Source organism: Streptococcus merionis DSM 19192 (assembly GCF_000380085.1).
GTDB lineage: Bacteria > Bacillota > Bacilli > Lactobacillales > Streptococcaceae > Streptococcus > Streptococcus merionis.
Map to the genome: position 1 here is coordinate 176,030 of NZ_KB904538.1, position 13,509 is coordinate 189,538.

General features: G+C 41.8%; 17 protein-coding genes and 1 other annotated feature. Of the genes, 3 read left to right on the forward strand and 14 right to left on the reverse strand.

Annotation, left to right across the window (positions count from 1 at the left end):
* Nucleotides 1-124: 124 nt before the first annotated feature.
* The 3 genes from A3I5_RS0100840 to gyrA all read right to left on the reverse strand — a co-directional run bounded on the left by A3I5_RS0100840 (nt 125) and on the right by gyrA (nt 5,218).
* Nucleotides 125-1,177: a serine hydrolase gene (locus A3I5_RS0100840; protein ID WP_018372717.1), complete on the reverse strand. Its 1,053-nt coding sequence runs from the start codon at nt 1,175-1,177 to the stop codon at nt 125-127.
* A gap of 815 nt (nt 1,178-1,992) precedes the next feature.
* Entirely contained in the window at nt 1,993-2,745 is a 753-nt protein-coding gene (locus A3I5_RS0100845; protein ID WP_018372718.1) for a class A sortase, read from the reverse strand.
* A 13-nt stretch (nt 2,746-2,758) separates the two neighbouring features.
* On the reverse strand, nt 2,759-5,218 hold the full coding sequence (gyrA, locus tag A3I5_RS0100850) for a DNA gyrase subunit A (protein ID WP_018372719.1): 2,460 nt from the start codon (nt 5,216-5,218) through the stop codon (nt 2,759-2,761).
* Nucleotides 5,219-5,403: 185 nt separating this feature from the next.
* On the opposite strand from gyrA, the gene A3I5_RS0100855 reads away from it, so the two are divergent.
* Nucleotides 5,404-6,387: an L-lactate dehydrogenase gene (locus A3I5_RS0100855; protein ID WP_018372720.1), complete on the forward strand. Its 984-nt coding sequence runs from the start codon at nt 5,404-5,406 to the stop codon at nt 6,385-6,387.
* Here A3I5_RS0100855 and A3I5_RS12515 read toward each other — a convergent pair.
* Nucleotides 6,384-6,521, reverse strand: coding sequence for a hypothetical protein (locus A3I5_RS12515; protein WP_018372721.1), 138 nt, complete (start codon nt 6,519-6,521; stop codon nt 6,384-6,386). The genes A3I5_RS0100855 and A3I5_RS12515 overlap by 4 nt on opposite strands.
* Nucleotides 6,522-6,596: 75 nt before the next feature.
* Between A3I5_RS12515 and A3I5_RS0100865 the strand changes: the two genes are divergently transcribed.
* Entirely contained in the window at nt 6,597-6,944 is a 348-nt protein-coding gene (locus A3I5_RS0100865) for a DUF6568 family protein (protein WP_018372722.1), read from the forward strand.
* A gap of 122 nt (nt 6,945-7,066) precedes the next feature.
* On the opposite strand, the gene A3I5_RS0100870 is transcribed toward A3I5_RS0100865, so the two are convergent.
* From A3I5_RS0100870 to A3I5_RS0100900, 6 genes are all read right to left on the reverse strand, one after another.
* Nucleotides 7,067-7,840, reverse strand: coding sequence for a sulfite exporter TauE/SafE family protein (locus A3I5_RS0100870; protein WP_018372723.1), 774 nt, complete (start codon nt 7,838-7,840; stop codon nt 7,067-7,069).
* A 54-nt stretch (nt 7,841-7,894) separates the two neighbouring features.
* A complete protein-coding gene (gene rplT / locus A3I5_RS0100875; RefSeq protein WP_018372724.1) occupies nt 7,895-8,254 on the reverse strand; it encodes a 50S ribosomal protein L20 in 360 nt (119 codons plus the stop codon).
* Between the two features lie 46 nt (nt 8,255-8,300).
* Nucleotides 8,301-8,501 (reverse strand): 50S ribosomal protein L35, encoded by a 201-nt coding sequence (rpmI, locus tag A3I5_RS0100880; RefSeq protein ID WP_018372725.1) that lies wholly within the window; start codon nt 8,499-8,501, stop codon nt 8,301-8,303.
* Between the two features lie 29 nt (nt 8,502-8,530).
* The gene (infC, locus tag A3I5_RS0100885; protein ID WP_018372726.1) at nt 8,531-9,058 is read right to left on the reverse strand and encodes a translation initiation factor IF-3; all 528 of its coding nucleotides are present in this window, start codon (nt 9,056-9,058) and stop codon (nt 8,531-8,533) included.
* Between the two features lie 13 nt (nt 9,059-9,071).
* Nucleotides 9,072-9,200, reverse strand: a sequence feature (ribosomal protein L20 leader region).
* 15 nt (nt 9,201-9,215) lie between these two features.
* On the reverse strand, nt 9,216-9,905 hold the full coding sequence (gene cmk, locus A3I5_RS0100895; RefSeq protein WP_026216853.1) for a (d)CMP kinase: 690 nt from the start codon (nt 9,903-9,905) through the stop codon (nt 9,216-9,218).
* A 12-nt stretch (nt 9,906-9,917) separates the two neighbouring features.
* Nucleotides 9,918-10,379 (reverse strand): SAG1386/EF1546 family surface-associated protein, encoded by a 462-nt coding sequence (locus tag A3I5_RS0100900; protein WP_018372729.1) that lies wholly within the window; start codon nt 10,377-10,379, stop codon nt 9,918-9,920.
* Between the two features lie 44 nt (nt 10,380-10,423).
* Here A3I5_RS0100900 and A3I5_RS0100905 point away from each other — a divergent pair, with 44 nt between their 5' ends.
* Nucleotides 10,424-10,618: a ferredoxin gene (locus A3I5_RS0100905; RefSeq protein WP_018372730.1), complete on the forward strand. Its 195-nt coding sequence runs from the start codon at nt 10,424-10,426 to the stop codon at nt 10,616-10,618.
* On the opposite strand, the gene A3I5_RS0100910 is transcribed toward A3I5_RS0100905, so the two are convergent.
* The 4 genes from A3I5_RS0100910 to A3I5_RS0100925 all read right to left on the reverse strand — a co-directional run bounded on the left by A3I5_RS0100910 (nt 10,615) and on the right by A3I5_RS0100925 (nt 13,509).
* Nucleotides 10,615-11,100 (reverse strand): EbsA family protein, encoded by a 486-nt coding sequence (locus A3I5_RS0100910; RefSeq protein ID WP_018372731.1) that lies wholly within the window; start codon nt 11,098-11,100, stop codon nt 10,615-10,617. The two genes, A3I5_RS0100905 and A3I5_RS0100910, sit on opposite strands and share 4 nt — an antisense overlap.
* A 273-nt stretch (nt 11,101-11,373) precedes the next feature.
* Nucleotides 11,374-12,000, reverse strand: coding sequence for a TIGR01906 family membrane protein (locus A3I5_RS0100915; RefSeq protein WP_026216855.1), 627 nt, complete (start codon nt 11,998-12,000; stop codon nt 11,374-11,376).
* A gap of 7 nt (nt 12,001-12,007) precedes the next feature.
* Complete coding sequence (locus A3I5_RS0100920) at nt 12,008-12,784, reverse strand: TIGR01457 family HAD-type hydrolase (protein WP_018372733.1); 777 nt, start codon at nt 12,782-12,784, stop codon at nt 12,008-12,010.
* Nucleotides 12,781-13,509 (reverse strand): acyl-ACP thioesterase domain-containing protein, encoded by a 729-nt coding sequence (locus A3I5_RS0100925; RefSeq protein WP_018372734.1) that lies wholly within the window; start codon nt 13,507-13,509, stop codon nt 12,781-12,783. Before A3I5_RS0100925 ends, A3I5_RS0100920 begins: the two co-directional genes overlap by 4 nt.

Genomic DNA, 13,509 nt, shown 5'->3' on the forward strand with positions numbered 1-13,509 from the left:
CAAAGTCCTAACAAAAAACGAATGACAACAATCCTCTGAAACACAAGGATTGCATATCATTCGTATTTTTTAAATAATATCCGTTCACATTTCTACATCGATAGTCAATCCTCAAATAACGTTTTCAAGGATTTTGATTTACCCGATGCCATTGGTTGATCACATAAGTGAGCTCTGTTAATTGCACATAACCAAGACCATTTATTTCAGTCGTTTGAGCATCGGCTCCACCTAGCCCTGCGGTATAAAGAGCAATCAGATAGGGTGTTTCTTCATAGACAATCGCATCAACATTCAAGGCTTCGGCATAATAGCCCGGTTTTTGATAAATTGTCAAATAAGGTAGGTAAGTCTTAAAATACTGGCCAGGGAAAGATTCCCCGATAAAATAAAGGACATCCTTATACTTTTCTTGATGGTGCCAAAGATAATCAAGAACCTGAATATAGTAATCACTGGTCGTCTTATTGCCACTCTTGAAATCAATGGTGGCCACATCAGAGCGTGATTTACCGTAACGCTCAAACATGCTGTAAGTCTGCTCAAAACCACCCAGCATTTTGACCATACCATAGGCGGGCGTATTTTCAGAATATACAAGAGAATACTCCTGCATCTCTGAGATCGTCATGTCATCACCAAACTGGGAACGATAAGCCAGATACTCAGACTCATTCTCAAACTCCAAATCTGCAATATCATAAGCCTGATCCATGGAGAACTCACCTGTCTCAACCCCATCGACAATCAGCATGTTGAGTGGTAGTTTGTAGGTCGAGCCAGCGGTCATTAGTTGAGTTTCATTCATGGAAATGACTTCACCAGTCACTGTGTTTTTATAGCTGAAGGCCACACTAGTATAAGGCATTCCGATTTCATCCAGATACGCTTGAACCACTTGCGGTAGCGTCATATTGGCATAATCAAAATAAAGGTCGTAAGCCACCATTTGGTCTTGCTCTGCTTCCATTGCAGCCTGCTTTGCTTCTGGAGACTTTAAAAAGACCGTATCACTCAGAGCTGGCTCCTCTTTTGCCGGACTTTCCTCTTTTGTATCTCGGACCTCAGACTTGGGTACTGTATTTCCCATCCCATCCTTAAGTCCAATCACAGCTAGAGTTGTTAAGGCTAAGAGGGAAAAAATCGTTAAAATAACGTTAATGTCATATTTTTTCATTTCAATTCATTCTCTTAACCATTATAAAAAATGAAGAAGCAAAAGCAACTCTTTTGTTACAAAAATATTACAAGGCTAAGAATTAGCCTGCTTGAATCAGGAATAATACACTAAGTCTGCCAATTAGCCAAAAAATCAAAAGTATAGTTGATTGAAACACGATTAGGACAGAGTTGTCTCAAAATCAGAGCATCACCTTGCCTGCTTTTCTAAACCACAGCTGTACTGTTCTTAATTCAATTGACTATAGTGCTGATACTCCTTATGTTGGATATTTTCACCGATAATTAGTATCACATTAAAATGAAAAAGGGAGTGGAAAGAACTCGAGCAATCAAAAGTGAGTTCGTTTTCCCACCCCCGCAAGGTTGACTAGGTTTTTCACAGATGAAATCGAAGAAAAACCAGACGTCTACGACGACAAGGTAATAAGACAGTATCCCGTGACATCTAGCTTTTTAGGCCGTGTTCAGCTTTAAGATACAAAGGCCGTTTAAAAATGCGATGGAAAATAAGGGAGTGACTGATGAGTCTGAAGACTCAAGGAAACTCACGCATTTTAGGCCGTGTTCCGTTAGTAAGCAAACGATTGGAGACAGCGAACCGCTGATTAGGGTTCTAAAAGTTGATTATCAATGTATTAGAGCCTAATCAGCAGTGGCTCATTGGCGCTAAAGCGCCTAATGACCTGTGCAGGCGTAAGACTAAGTTGGCATGGCCAACAAATCTTACTCCCAACCACTGCGTCTTGCAAGGAAATTAGAAAAATAAACGAGTCTGGGATTGCTTTTGTCCCAGACCCCTTTTCATATCTATTACAATTGAATCTGATTATAAGACGTTGTAAAGGCTTTACGAATAGATTCATCTGCTTCTGCATAAGAAACCGATGATTCTAAAGTGCCTTTGACAATCGTTCTAAATTCAGCTCCTGCATCCTCACAGGTCACCAAGGTAATTTCAGTCACTCCTGGAACATCGTCAATCACATCAACACGATCAGGTGTTACGGTCTCTACCGTTGTCAAAACATAGGTATGGACCGTGGTCTTGTCAGTGATATAGATTTTCATTCCTGGTTTACTCTTTTCAAGAGGCGAAAAGAGCATGCTACTTCCGCCAGTAATCCCAAAAACATGGTGACTGGCTAGAGCGTAATTTCCCTGACCCATGACTTGGTTTTCTTTCATGGTACCCGCACCATAGTGCAGAACTGTATTATCCAATCCCTTAAAAATTGGCAAGTTCAAGCCAAGGTCAGGAATAGCGATCCCCCCTATAACGGGTAATTGCTGAGCTGCCCATTGATTAGCCAGTACTGATTCTGTCGAAAGAGATTCGACTTCATCAAAAGCAAAACTGGTCTTAGCTTGCTTGTTATTCTCAATTTCTTCAGCCGTTACTTTTTCCACCTGATATTGATTGGTTCTCCAAGCAATAATAGAATTACGGATAGGTGTATTAAAAATTAACAAGAGAGAAATGATCAATAAAAGAATCGTGAATACATTTATGAACTTACTCTTAAGCGTTTTTTTCTTCTTTTTACGTAATCTTGAATTAGCCAAGTATTAACCCTCTTTATTCTTCACTCTGCTGGTCATCAGTGTCAGTATCTTCTGCTACATCAACCAAAGCAAAAGTCATAATCTTCGCATCAGCATCTAGTCTCATGACTTTCACCCCCTGAGTCGCACGACCGGTTTGAGAGATATTGCTCACATTGGTACGAATGATGACACCTGTGTCTGTGATAACCATGATATCCTCGTGTCCATCAATAGTCAAAAGACCCGCCATACCACCGTTTTTCTCAGTAATATTTGCTGTCTTAATCCCTTTACCACCACGACCTTTTGTAGGGTACTCAGATGCTGAGGTTCGCTTACCGTAGCCCTTGTCCGTTAAGATAAGGACTTCTTGCTGGTCTGTGATAGTGGTTGCCCCTACAACTCGGTCACCATCACGAAGATTGACCCCGCGCACCCCAGTTGCTGTTCGGCCCATATTACGGACACTTGAGGCCTTAAAGCGGACGGAATAACCATACTTGGTTCCAATAATAACATCACTGTCATCATTCGTCAAGAAGACATTAATCAACTCGTCTTCATCTTTGAGATTAAGGGCCTTGAGACCATTTTGACGGATATGTCCAAATTCTGAAACGTCAGTACGTTTGACCACACCTTGACGCGTTGTGAAGAAGAGATAGGCTCCTTCTACTTCGTCTTCCTTAACGTTAATCATGGTCTGAATACTCTCGCCTTCGTCCAGTTTCAAGAGGTTAACCACAGGAAGTCCCTTAGCAGTACGCCCATACTCTGGAATTTCATATCCTTTGAGACGGTAGACTCGTCCTTTATTGGTAAAGAAGAAAAGATGATCATGCGTGCTGGTTGAAACCATTTCACGGACAAAGTCATCATCTTTGACTCCTGTCCCTTGAACGCCTCGACCACCACGTTTTTGAGCGGTAAACTCATCTTGCGCCAAGCGCTTGATATAACCACGATTTGACAGGGTGATCAACACATCAGTCTCTTCAATCAAGTCTTCGTCTTCAAGCGAGAGGACTTCGCCAACCATAAGTTCGGTGCGACGTTTGTCACTGTACTTGCGCTTGGTCTCATCTAACTCTTCCTTGATAATAGCGACAATACGCTCTGGCTTAGCCAAAATATCAGTCAAATCAGCAATGAGAGCAAGCAGTTCATCATACTCTGACTGGATCTTATCGCGTTCCAAACCAGTCAAACGACGCAGACGCATGTCAAGGATAGCTTGACTCTGACGTTCTGACAGCTCAAAGCGACTCATCAACTCAGCTTGTGCTTCCGCATCCGTTTCCGAATGACGAATGACACGGATAACCTCGTCAATATGATCAAGTGCTATCAGTAAGCCTTCTAAGATATGAGCACGTGCTTCAGCTTTTTCCTTATCAAAACGGGTTCGACGCTCCACAACTTCCTTCTGGTGCTCTATGTAAGCATGCAGAATTTGGCGAATAGAGAGAATCTTAGGCACACCGTTTTCGATGGCCAGCATATTAAAACCAAAGTTAGTCTGCAAACTGGTCATCTTGAAGAGATTGTTCAAGATAACATTGGCAGACGCATCACGGCGAACTTCAACAACAAAGCGCACCCCTTCACGGTTAGACTCATCACGAACAGCTGTAATGCCTTCAATGCGCTTTTCTTGCGCCAAACGAACGATGTGCTCGTGGACCTTGGTTTTGTTGACCATGTAAGGGAATTCTGTGACAATAATGCGCTCACGGCCATTTTTTAGCTCTTCAATCTCAGTACGAGCACGTAAGACGATTGAGCCCTTGCCTGTCTCATAAGCACGGTGAATGCCTGATTTCCCCATAACCAGAGCACCTGTCGGAAAGTCTGGACCAGGCAGGACTTCCATAATATCACGAGTCGTCGCTTCAGGATTGTCCATAAGAAGCTTGACAGCGTCAATAGTCTCTCCTAAATTATGAGGCGGGATGTTCGTCGCCATACCGACAGCAATCCCTGTCGCTCCATTAACCAAAAGGTTTGGAAAACGGGCAGGCAAGACGAGAGGCTCGCGCTCACTGGCGTCGTAGTTATCTTGGAAATCAACAGTATTTTTGTTGATGTCACGAAGCATCTCCAAAGCGATTTTACTCATGCGTGCTTCGGTATAACGCTGGGCAGCGGCTCCGTCTCCGTCCATGGAACCAAAGTTGCCATGACCATCCACTAACATGTGGCGGTAACTCCACCACTGAGCCATACGGACCATAGCCTCGTAAATCGAGCTATCCCCGTGAGGATGGTATTTCCCCATAACATCACCCGTAATACGAGCTGACTTCTTATGTGGTTTATCTGGGGTCACTCCCAATTCATTCATTCCATAAAGAATTCGGCGATGAACCGGTTTAAGACCATCACGCACATCAGGAAGAGCACGAGCCACAATAACGGACATGGCGTAGTCAATAAAGCTGGTCTTCATTTCGCTGGTCAGATTTACATCAACTAAATTTTTATCCTGCATTAAAAAATGCCTCGTTTCTAGTTCACAATTGCCTTTATTATACCATAATTTTGCTGAAAATTCAGCTCTCTTCATTGTTGTTTAAACGTTTTCATTCGCTTTCAAAAGATGACAATACGCTTGAAAAATGCTAGAATAGTAAGCATAAGGGGCTTCCCTATCAAAAATAAGGAGATGTTTTAAACATGACAACTGTTAAACAGCATAAAAAAGTTATCCTTGTCGGTGACGGCGCCGTTGGTTCTTCATACGCTTTTGCTTTGGTAACTCAAAACATTGCTCAAGAACTCGGTATCGTTGATATTGCTAAAGATAAGACACAAGGAGACGCAGAAGACCTGAGCCACGCTTTAGCCTTCACATCACCAAAGAAAATCTACGCAGCAGACTACTCTGATGCTCACGATGCTGACTTGGTTGTCTTGACAGCTGGTGCGCCACAAAAACCTGGTGAAACTCGTCTTGACCTTGTCGAAAAAAATCTCCGTATCAATAAAACTATCGTCGAATCTATTGTAGCATCTGGCTTTAACGGTATCTTCCTTGTTGCTGCGAACCCTGTTGATGTCCTCACCTACTCAACTTGGAAATTCTCTGGATTCCCTAAAGAGCGTGTTATCGGTTCAGGAACTTCGCTTGACTCAGCACGCTTCCGCCAAGCCTTGGCTGAAAAAATCGGAATCGATGCTCGCTCTGTCCATGCCTACATCATGGGTGAGCACGGTGACTCTGAGTTTGCAGTTTGGTCACACGCTAACGTTGCCGGCGTCAAATTGGAACAATGGTTGCAAGACAATCGCGATGTTGATGCGCAAGGTTTAGTAGACCTCTTCATCTCCGTTCGTGATGCGGCTTACTCTATTATCAACAAAAAAGGAGCGACCTACTACGGTATCGCCGTGGCACTTGCTCGCATTACTAAGGCTATCTTAGATGATGAAAATGCTGTTCTACCGCTGTCGGTCTTCCAATCTGGTCAGTATCAAGATGTTGAAGACGTCTTTATAGGTCAGCCAGCTATCGTAGGGGCACACGGTATTGTTCGTCCAGTTAACATTCCATTAAACGATGCTGAGTTGCAAAAAATGCAGGCTTCTGCTAAGCAATTAAAAGACATTATTGATGAAGCTTTTGCTAAAGAAGAATTTGCTTCAGCGTCTCGCAACTAAAAATAATTTTCATTATAAGGAATAAGGAGGCTAGGAAAAAATTCCCAGCCCTCTTTATTTTTTGGTTCACGGATAAAAGAAAAAAGAAGGTAGCGAATCTGTTGCTCCACCACCTGACCACTCAGTTCGAACATTAGATAGTCAATTTCTGGATTTTTATCCTAATTTATGGCATACTATAATTAAAAAACAAAGAAAAGAGGTTTATTATGGCGACATTTGAACAAGATATTCGAGAACTCCATCCAGTCACTATTGATCATGCTAAGAAGACCATTTCTGACGGCCAAACGGCTACCTATTTTATCGGGCGTAGTACCTGCCCCTACTGTCGTAAGTTTGCAGCAAAATTAAGAAATGTTGTGTCTGAAACTGGAGCGACCGTTTACTTTGTAAACTCTGAGCAAGCAGACCAATTAGCGCAACTGGCAGATTTCAGAAGCCAGTACGGCATTCCAACAGTCCCTGGCTTTGTCCAAATCACCGACGGTCAAGTCTCTGTCAAATGCGATTCAAGCATGACAGAAGCTGAAATCAAGGCGTTTATGAAGGCTTAGCATTGTGCAACCGCTGAAAAAATCAACACTTTAAACAACAACATGACATAAATATCCCCTGTAGATTAAAACGTTACAGGGGATATTTTTGGCTTCCGAAAATGAGCGAGATTAATTATTCTTTAAAGTAGTCCGAATCCATTATAAAGATTGAGTAGAATAACAAGTACAATGACCGCCCTAAAAATTTGTGTTATCTTCTGGGCTGGCAGCAGCTTACTCAGTTGAGCTCCAAGAAAACCTCCAATAATGGCCGCTGGAATCACATAAATCAGTACCGTTAGATCGTAGTGGACGAGCCCTCCAGTTATTGCGATTGTCGCTAATTTGGATAATTGTGAAAAGAAAATCGTACAAATAGAATAGACAGTAGCTTCTTTGATTGGTAGAGAAAACATGAGCATCAAAAGAGAGACATTGATTGGACCTCCACCAATTCCCAGAAGGCTCGCCAAAAAGCCAAGAACTGTGCCACATACTACAAACCAATACCACTGCTTTAACTGGAATTGTTTAAGTTGAAAGAGTGAGTAGATTAAAGCAAATATTAAAGTTAGCACAGTCAAGATGATTTGAACCAATTGTGTTACATTGGCACCAAAAACAGCTAGCAAGTAACCAAAAACAGCATTTCCAGCGTAGCCACCCAATAGAGAGCCTAGCGCAATCCAGAAAACCTTAGGCCAACTAATCACAATCCCATTTTTCACCTGACGATAGGTCGAAACGATAGACATGGTAAAGACAGCGACCGCAGAATAAAAGCTGATACTGGCCACAGAATGGTAACCAAGCAAGTCAAATATCGGCTTAATCAGCACGCCACCACCCATGCCCGACACCGCACCGATACTATTAGCTAAGATGATGATGAGAGCATATACAAGGCCGATCATTTTTCCTCCGAAATAGTACAGAAAAAGCTGGAATGTCTCCCAGCTCAATAGTATTTACTTAGCCAATTTTTCTTTAGCTGCATCTGCAAGTGCAGTGAATGCTGCTGCATCATTAACAGCCAAGTCAGCTAACATCTTACGGTTTACTTCGATACCAGCCAATTTAAGACCGTTCATCAATTTAGAGTATGACAAACCGTTCATACGAGCTGCCGCGTTGATACGAGTGATCCACAATTTGCGGAAATCGCGTTTCTTTTGACGGCGATCACGGTACGCATAGTAGTAAGAGTTCATGACTTGTTCTTTAGCAGTACGGAACAAGATATGTTTAGCGCCATAGTAACCTTTAGCGAGTTTTAAAATACGTTTACGACGTTTGCGTGATACAACGCCACCTTTTACACGAGCCATTTATAATTCCTCCGAATAATTCTTAATTTAGTCAAGCACGCTGGGTTTATTTCAAACCAGTCAACATTGCTTTGATACGTGCGAAGTCACCAGAATGTACCATAGAAGCTTTGCGAAGGTGACGACGTTGTTTTTTAGTCTTGCCGTGGAAACGGTGAGATGTATAAGCACGGAAGCGTTTAAGACCGCCTGAACCTGTACGTTTAAAACGTTTTGCAGATGCGCGGTGAGTTTTTTGTTTTGGCATGGTTATCTCCTTTTTCTGTCAATTGACGTTTATTTTTTCTCAGCTGGAGCTAGTTGCATGAACATTTGACGTCCATCCATTTTTGGTCTTTGCTCAATAATAGCTACATCTTGTGTCGCTTCAGCAAATTCCGCTAATACCTTGACTCCAACTTCCTTGTGAGTGATCATTCGACCCTTGAAGCGAATAGATACCTTCACTTTATTGCCTTTTTCAAGGAATTTTACAGCGTTACGAAGTTTTGTATCAAAGTCTCCCTTATCAATAGTTGGACTGAGACGAACTTCCTTAACTGTGACAACGCTTTGTTTTTTGCGTTGCTCTTTTTGCTTTTTCTGATACTCAAATTTGAACTTGCCATAGTCCATAATCTTCGCAACAGGCGGTGTAGCTTGGGGCTGAATCAGCACCAAATCAACGTTAGCTTCATCAGCGATGGCCTGTGCTTCGCTACGTGGTTTAATACCTAACTGCTCACCCTCAAGGCCGATGAGACGAACTTCACGGACACGGATTTCATCATTGATGAATAAGTCTTGCTTTGCTATGGTTGTCACCTCTTTTTTATTTTGAGAAAATCAAAAACGAACTTGCTAACACAAGCCCGTCCTACAGTCAATAATTTCCAAAGGAAACTTAGCATGTAGAGCCAGACAACGTTAGTCGCAAGGCGAGAAGTTCTCACTTCTGCTTTTCTCATTGCTTAATAGTCTATCAGCTTTCAACTTCCTTGTCAAGGATTTCAGCTACTTTTTCTAAAATAAATTTGACGACTTCTGAGATGGAGATGCCAGTTGTATCGAATTCGATCGCATCTTCTGCTTTTTTAAGAGGAGAAGCCTTGCGGTTGCTATCCTTGTAATCACGCGCTGCAATCTCTGCTTTTAAGGTTTCTAGGTCAGTTGGAATTCCTTTAGCCACATTTTCCTTGTAACGGCGTTCAGCACGCTCGTCAACTGAGGCAATCAAGAAAATTTTCAACTCAGCATCAGGTAAAACAACTGTACCAATATCACGGCCGTCCATAATGATACCGCCTTGACTAGCAATGGTCTGCTGCTGCTCAACTAATTTCGCACGAACTTCTGGAAAAGCTGATATCCATGACACGTTATTGGTCACGTCATTTTCACGGATACGATGTGTTACATCAACATCATCTAAAAAGACCAGTTGCGTGTCATCATTAGCGCGTTCAAACCGAATAGGATACCGATCCAATCCTGCTAAAATCAAATCTAAGTCCGATTCCTGCCAGCCATTGTCAAGAGCCATTAGGGTCGCACAGCGATACATAGCCCCTGTATCAAGGTAAGTGTAGCCCAATTCTTTGGCAATGATCTTGGCTACGGTCGATTTTCCACTTGAAGCAGGACCGTCAATGGCAATTTTAATTTGTTTTATCATACTTTAATTTTAGTCCACCTTTACAATATCACCCGGATTAGCATACCAAGCTCCTGTTTGGAGGAATTCTGGATTAAGCTCGTAAAGTCGTTCAATCGTAATTCCTGATCGAGCGGCAATAGCCCCAGCTCCTTCTCCAGCTTGAACAGCAGTTGTGTTCCCTGACCAGATCAGAGAAGACTCATTAGTCTCTGCCTCCGTAGTTTCTTCCTCAGCAACAGGCTCCTGAGCAGGGGCTTCACCTGATACAGCATCAACACCAGGATTAAAAAAAACATCTGTAGCAGCTCCTGTTTTACTACCGCCGATAGAAAGATAGATGGAAAAACCTACAACCAGAGTAACAATCACCACAAAAGCAACCATCAACCAAGTGAAAAACAGGGCTGCGCGATCCTCCTGTTTTCCTCTGTTTTTTCTTTTTCCCTTATTATCAAATAGTTTTCCTTCCCAAGGTTTCTTACTTGCCATCTCTTCTCCTTGAATTCTCTTAAATATCGTATTAAAATAGACTTATGAAAGTCTCTATTATTCCTGAACGTTGCATTGCATGCGGCTTATGCCAGACCTATTCTCCTGTTTTTGACTACGACGATGACGGCATTATCAAGTTTGACTCAAGTGAAAATCTTCAAAAAACATTTTCAGATGACCCTAATATTTTACAGGCTGTCAAAGAATGCCCAACCAAAGCTCTTTTACTGGACTAATTTCTAACCTTGTCACTATAGTAAGTTTCAAAGTAATCTAACTTAATCAAATGGTCCGTTAATTCTACCTCTCCACGGAAAGTAGATTCTAGTGCAATAGCATTGACAAAATATTTTTTTGGCCACTTTCGCATGTGAAAATCACGCCCCTGAGGGTATTTTTCTGAAAAAATTGTAATAGAGCTATAAGTGACCTCAATTTTTTCAATACTTGAAATAGGGATTGTACATGTTTTCCATGGATTTGCTGAAATAATCTTTAATTTTCCATCAGGCTCAATAATAAAATACCTTTGTAGCCCTAAAAAAATGAGAATGACACAAGCCCCTAACAAAACGAAATAGGGCAGGTCAATTTTTGCTCTCTCATAGAGTAGAATAAGGTAGAGAAAAAACGGCGTTAGAGCCAACGACCAATAAATAATCGACCATGATAGTTCTGGTTGCCAGTGGTAACGCAACTTGCCGAATACTTTAATCATATATTCCCTCCACTATTTCTATTTTATCATAAAAATGGTTCCAGTGCGGATAAAGTCTATCAATTTTTTATAATTTTATCCGCTCGATAGAAAGAGTGAGGTAGACACCCCTGATGGCTCAGTCTCAACGAAAAAGCAACGCTTAAAGAACAGGCTGAAAAATGCTATTCAAAAAAAGCAAACGATGATTCCCTTTAAATTTTTAAAGGAGGTTATCCGTTCGCTTTTCTTTTTAGAATTCAGAAATTGATCTATCGTTTTTTAGCAACCGCCTTAAATAAGCTGATTTTTTCGTGTCCAAATATAGCCGCCGATTGCTAGAGTTTCATAAATGATGAAAAAGAGGATGAAGCAATGCAGAAAGTAGCGCTCTGGTAAAATCATGATAATCGGATCCCGCGCTGGATGAAAGAGCCAAGTTGAATCACCAGGAAAGAGTATCTGATGAAACAGAACAAAAAACTGTGAAAATCCGATAATTCCGGCAAATCCAGCAACGATAACTGGTGTTAGAGCCATTGAGGCAAATCCTCTACTTAACAGGGACTTCGTTCTTGTCTGAAGAATAGTTTTAAGAAATACCCAGGCTATTGGTAAGGTCACCAAAAAAACTCCTTGAGCTAGATGAAAGAGCTTTTTCACCGCTTCAAAATGATGAAGCCCATCCGCTGAAGATTGAAAATCTGGCATATTCAAGGTCCAATGAAAAGGATTTGTCAGGTAATTCAGCAAGATATTAAAATTGTGCCAAATCGTATCTGGTGCCATCTTCACTACTGAATCAAGGTTTAGCCATCTGATTTCCAAGGGATAGATTAACCAAGCAATAGCAATGGTCAAAACGATAGCAAGTGCTAAAAAACAAAGCAAGGTGATGGCAAAGCAGGCTCTCGTTTTCACAGACATTTTAGTGTTCACCATCAAAAGACCACTCCGCAAGGCTATCTAGGACGTAAGTCGGGGCAATCGGCAAATTTACCACCTCATCTGCCTTGGTAAAACCTGTCAAGACCAGCAAGGTATCGATGCCATTATCAATCCCTGCTCTAATATCTGTCAAATAATTATCACCAACCATGATGGTTTCTGATTTTGATAAACGGAGCTGTATCAGGGCTTTTTCCATGATGATAGCCATCGGTTTACCAATATAAACTGGTTCAACACCAGTCGCTGCTGCCAAGAGGCTATTGATAGCACCAGCACCTGGTAGCTCACCCAACTCGGTTGGAATCCGCAAGTCAGGATTGGTTCCGATAAAATGTGCCCCCTTTTGAATAGCCAAACAAGCGATAGACAGCTGCTCATAGGTCAAATGACTATCCAGACCAACCACGACATAAGCTGGATTTTCCGCATCCTCTACATAGCCAGCCTGAGCGACTGCTTCTTTTAGCCCAACTTCGCCAATGACATAGGCTGTTTTTTCTAACCCCATGTCATTCATGTAGTCAACTGTAGCTAGGCTAGCTGTATAAATGGTTTCCAGAGGTGTTTCAATATTAAAATTGCTTGCTAAATTAGCTTGTACCATTTCAGGCGTTTTGGTGGTGTTATTGGTCACAAACAGATAGGGAATGCCTCTTTTTTGTAAATCATGAACAAACTTCTCTCCAGCAGGAATACGAGATTTCCCGCGGTAAATCGTCCCATCTAAATCAATCAAATAACCTTTATAACTCATTGTTTTCTCCATGTGATAATTGCTTGGGCGTTGATCTGGCCGTCTGAACAAATCTGGTGATGACTAACCAAGCCGTCTCGTACAAATTCCGACGAAATGTCTCCACCTGGTGACACCTCACGGCTATATTTGAGATGGATGTGACTTGGCACATGTTGCTTCAAAAACGCATAGCCCAAGACATCATACATCCAGTCCAGATATTTACTGTTGTTGACATGACCGTTCATATCAATATCGAGATAGCGCACGTGGTAGCTAGAACGTTCAGGCTCTTCTAAGCTGGGATACTTCGCACCACGCGCGATTTTTTTGACTTTCTCCGACTGATAAGGCTCCAGCAAATCATCTGGCACGACTACAATCTTACGATTTTCCAAATCCATGAGCGCAAAGTAAGACTCTACTCGAATCAGCAAGTCTTCCTTATCATCTAACACTTCAAAACGACGATGGCAAATCAATTTATTGTAGGAAATGGCCTCCGTACGGATAACCACTTTTTCTGAAAATTTAGGCAATCTGACAATATCAAATTCATAATCTGTCACAATCCAGACATAACCGTAATTTTCCAAAACGTAAACATCGCTGCGACCTAACTGAGCTGAATGATGACCCGAAACCTCCAACAAAACCGATAAAAAGGGTGGAAGCTTGAGATTGCCATTGGTATCTGAAAGTTCAAAAGAAATGGTGTAATCTTCCTGATAAGTATGTCCCAT

Coding starts and splice junctions, on each gene's coding strand:
- A3I5_RS0100910 (WP_018372731.1), bottom strand. CDS start 11,100: ATGATTAAAGTATTCGGCAAGTTGCGTTACCACTGGCAACCAGAACTA.
- A3I5_RS0100905 (WP_018372730.1), top strand. CDS start 10,424: ATGAAAGTCTCTATTATTCCTGAACGTTGCATTGCATGCGGCTTATGC.
- gyrA (WP_018372719.1), bottom strand. CDS start 5,218: ATGCAGGATAAAAATTTAGTTGATGTAAATCTGACCAGCGAAATGAAG.
- A3I5_RS0100870 (WP_018372723.1), bottom strand. CDS start 7,840: ATGATCGGCCTTGTATATGCTCTCATCATCATCTTAGCTAATAGTATC.
- A3I5_RS12515 (WP_018372721.1), bottom strand. CDS start 6,521: ATGTTCGAACTGAGTGGTCAGGTGGTGGAGCAACAGATTCGCTACCTT.
- A3I5_RS0100925 (WP_018372734.1), bottom strand. CDS start 13,509: ATGGGACATACTTATCAGGAAGATTACACCATTTCTTTTGAACTTTCA.
- A3I5_RS0100865 (WP_018372722.1), top strand. CDS start 6,597: ATGGCGACATTTGAACAAGATATTCGAGAACTCCATCCAGTCACTATT.
- rpmI (WP_018372725.1), bottom strand. CDS start 8,501: ATGCCAAAACAAAAAACTCACCGCGCATCTGCAAAACGTTTTAAACGT.
- A3I5_RS0100840 (WP_018372717.1), bottom strand. CDS start 1,177: ATGAAAAAATATGACATTAACGTTATTTTAACGATTTTTTCCCTCTTA.
- rplT (WP_018372724.1), bottom strand. CDS start 8,254: ATGGCTCGTGTAAAAGGTGGCGTTGTATCACGCAAACGTCGTAAACGT.
- A3I5_RS0100855 (WP_018372720.1), top strand. CDS start 5,404: ATGACAACTGTTAAACAGCATAAAAAAGTTATCCTTGTCGGTGACGGC.
- A3I5_RS0100900 (WP_018372729.1), bottom strand. CDS start 10,379: ATGGCAAGTAAGAAACCTTGGGAAGGAAAACTATTTGATAATAAGGGA.
- A3I5_RS0100920 (WP_018372733.1), bottom strand. CDS start 12,784: ATGAGTTATAAAGGTTATTTGATTGATTTAGATGGGACGATTTACCGC.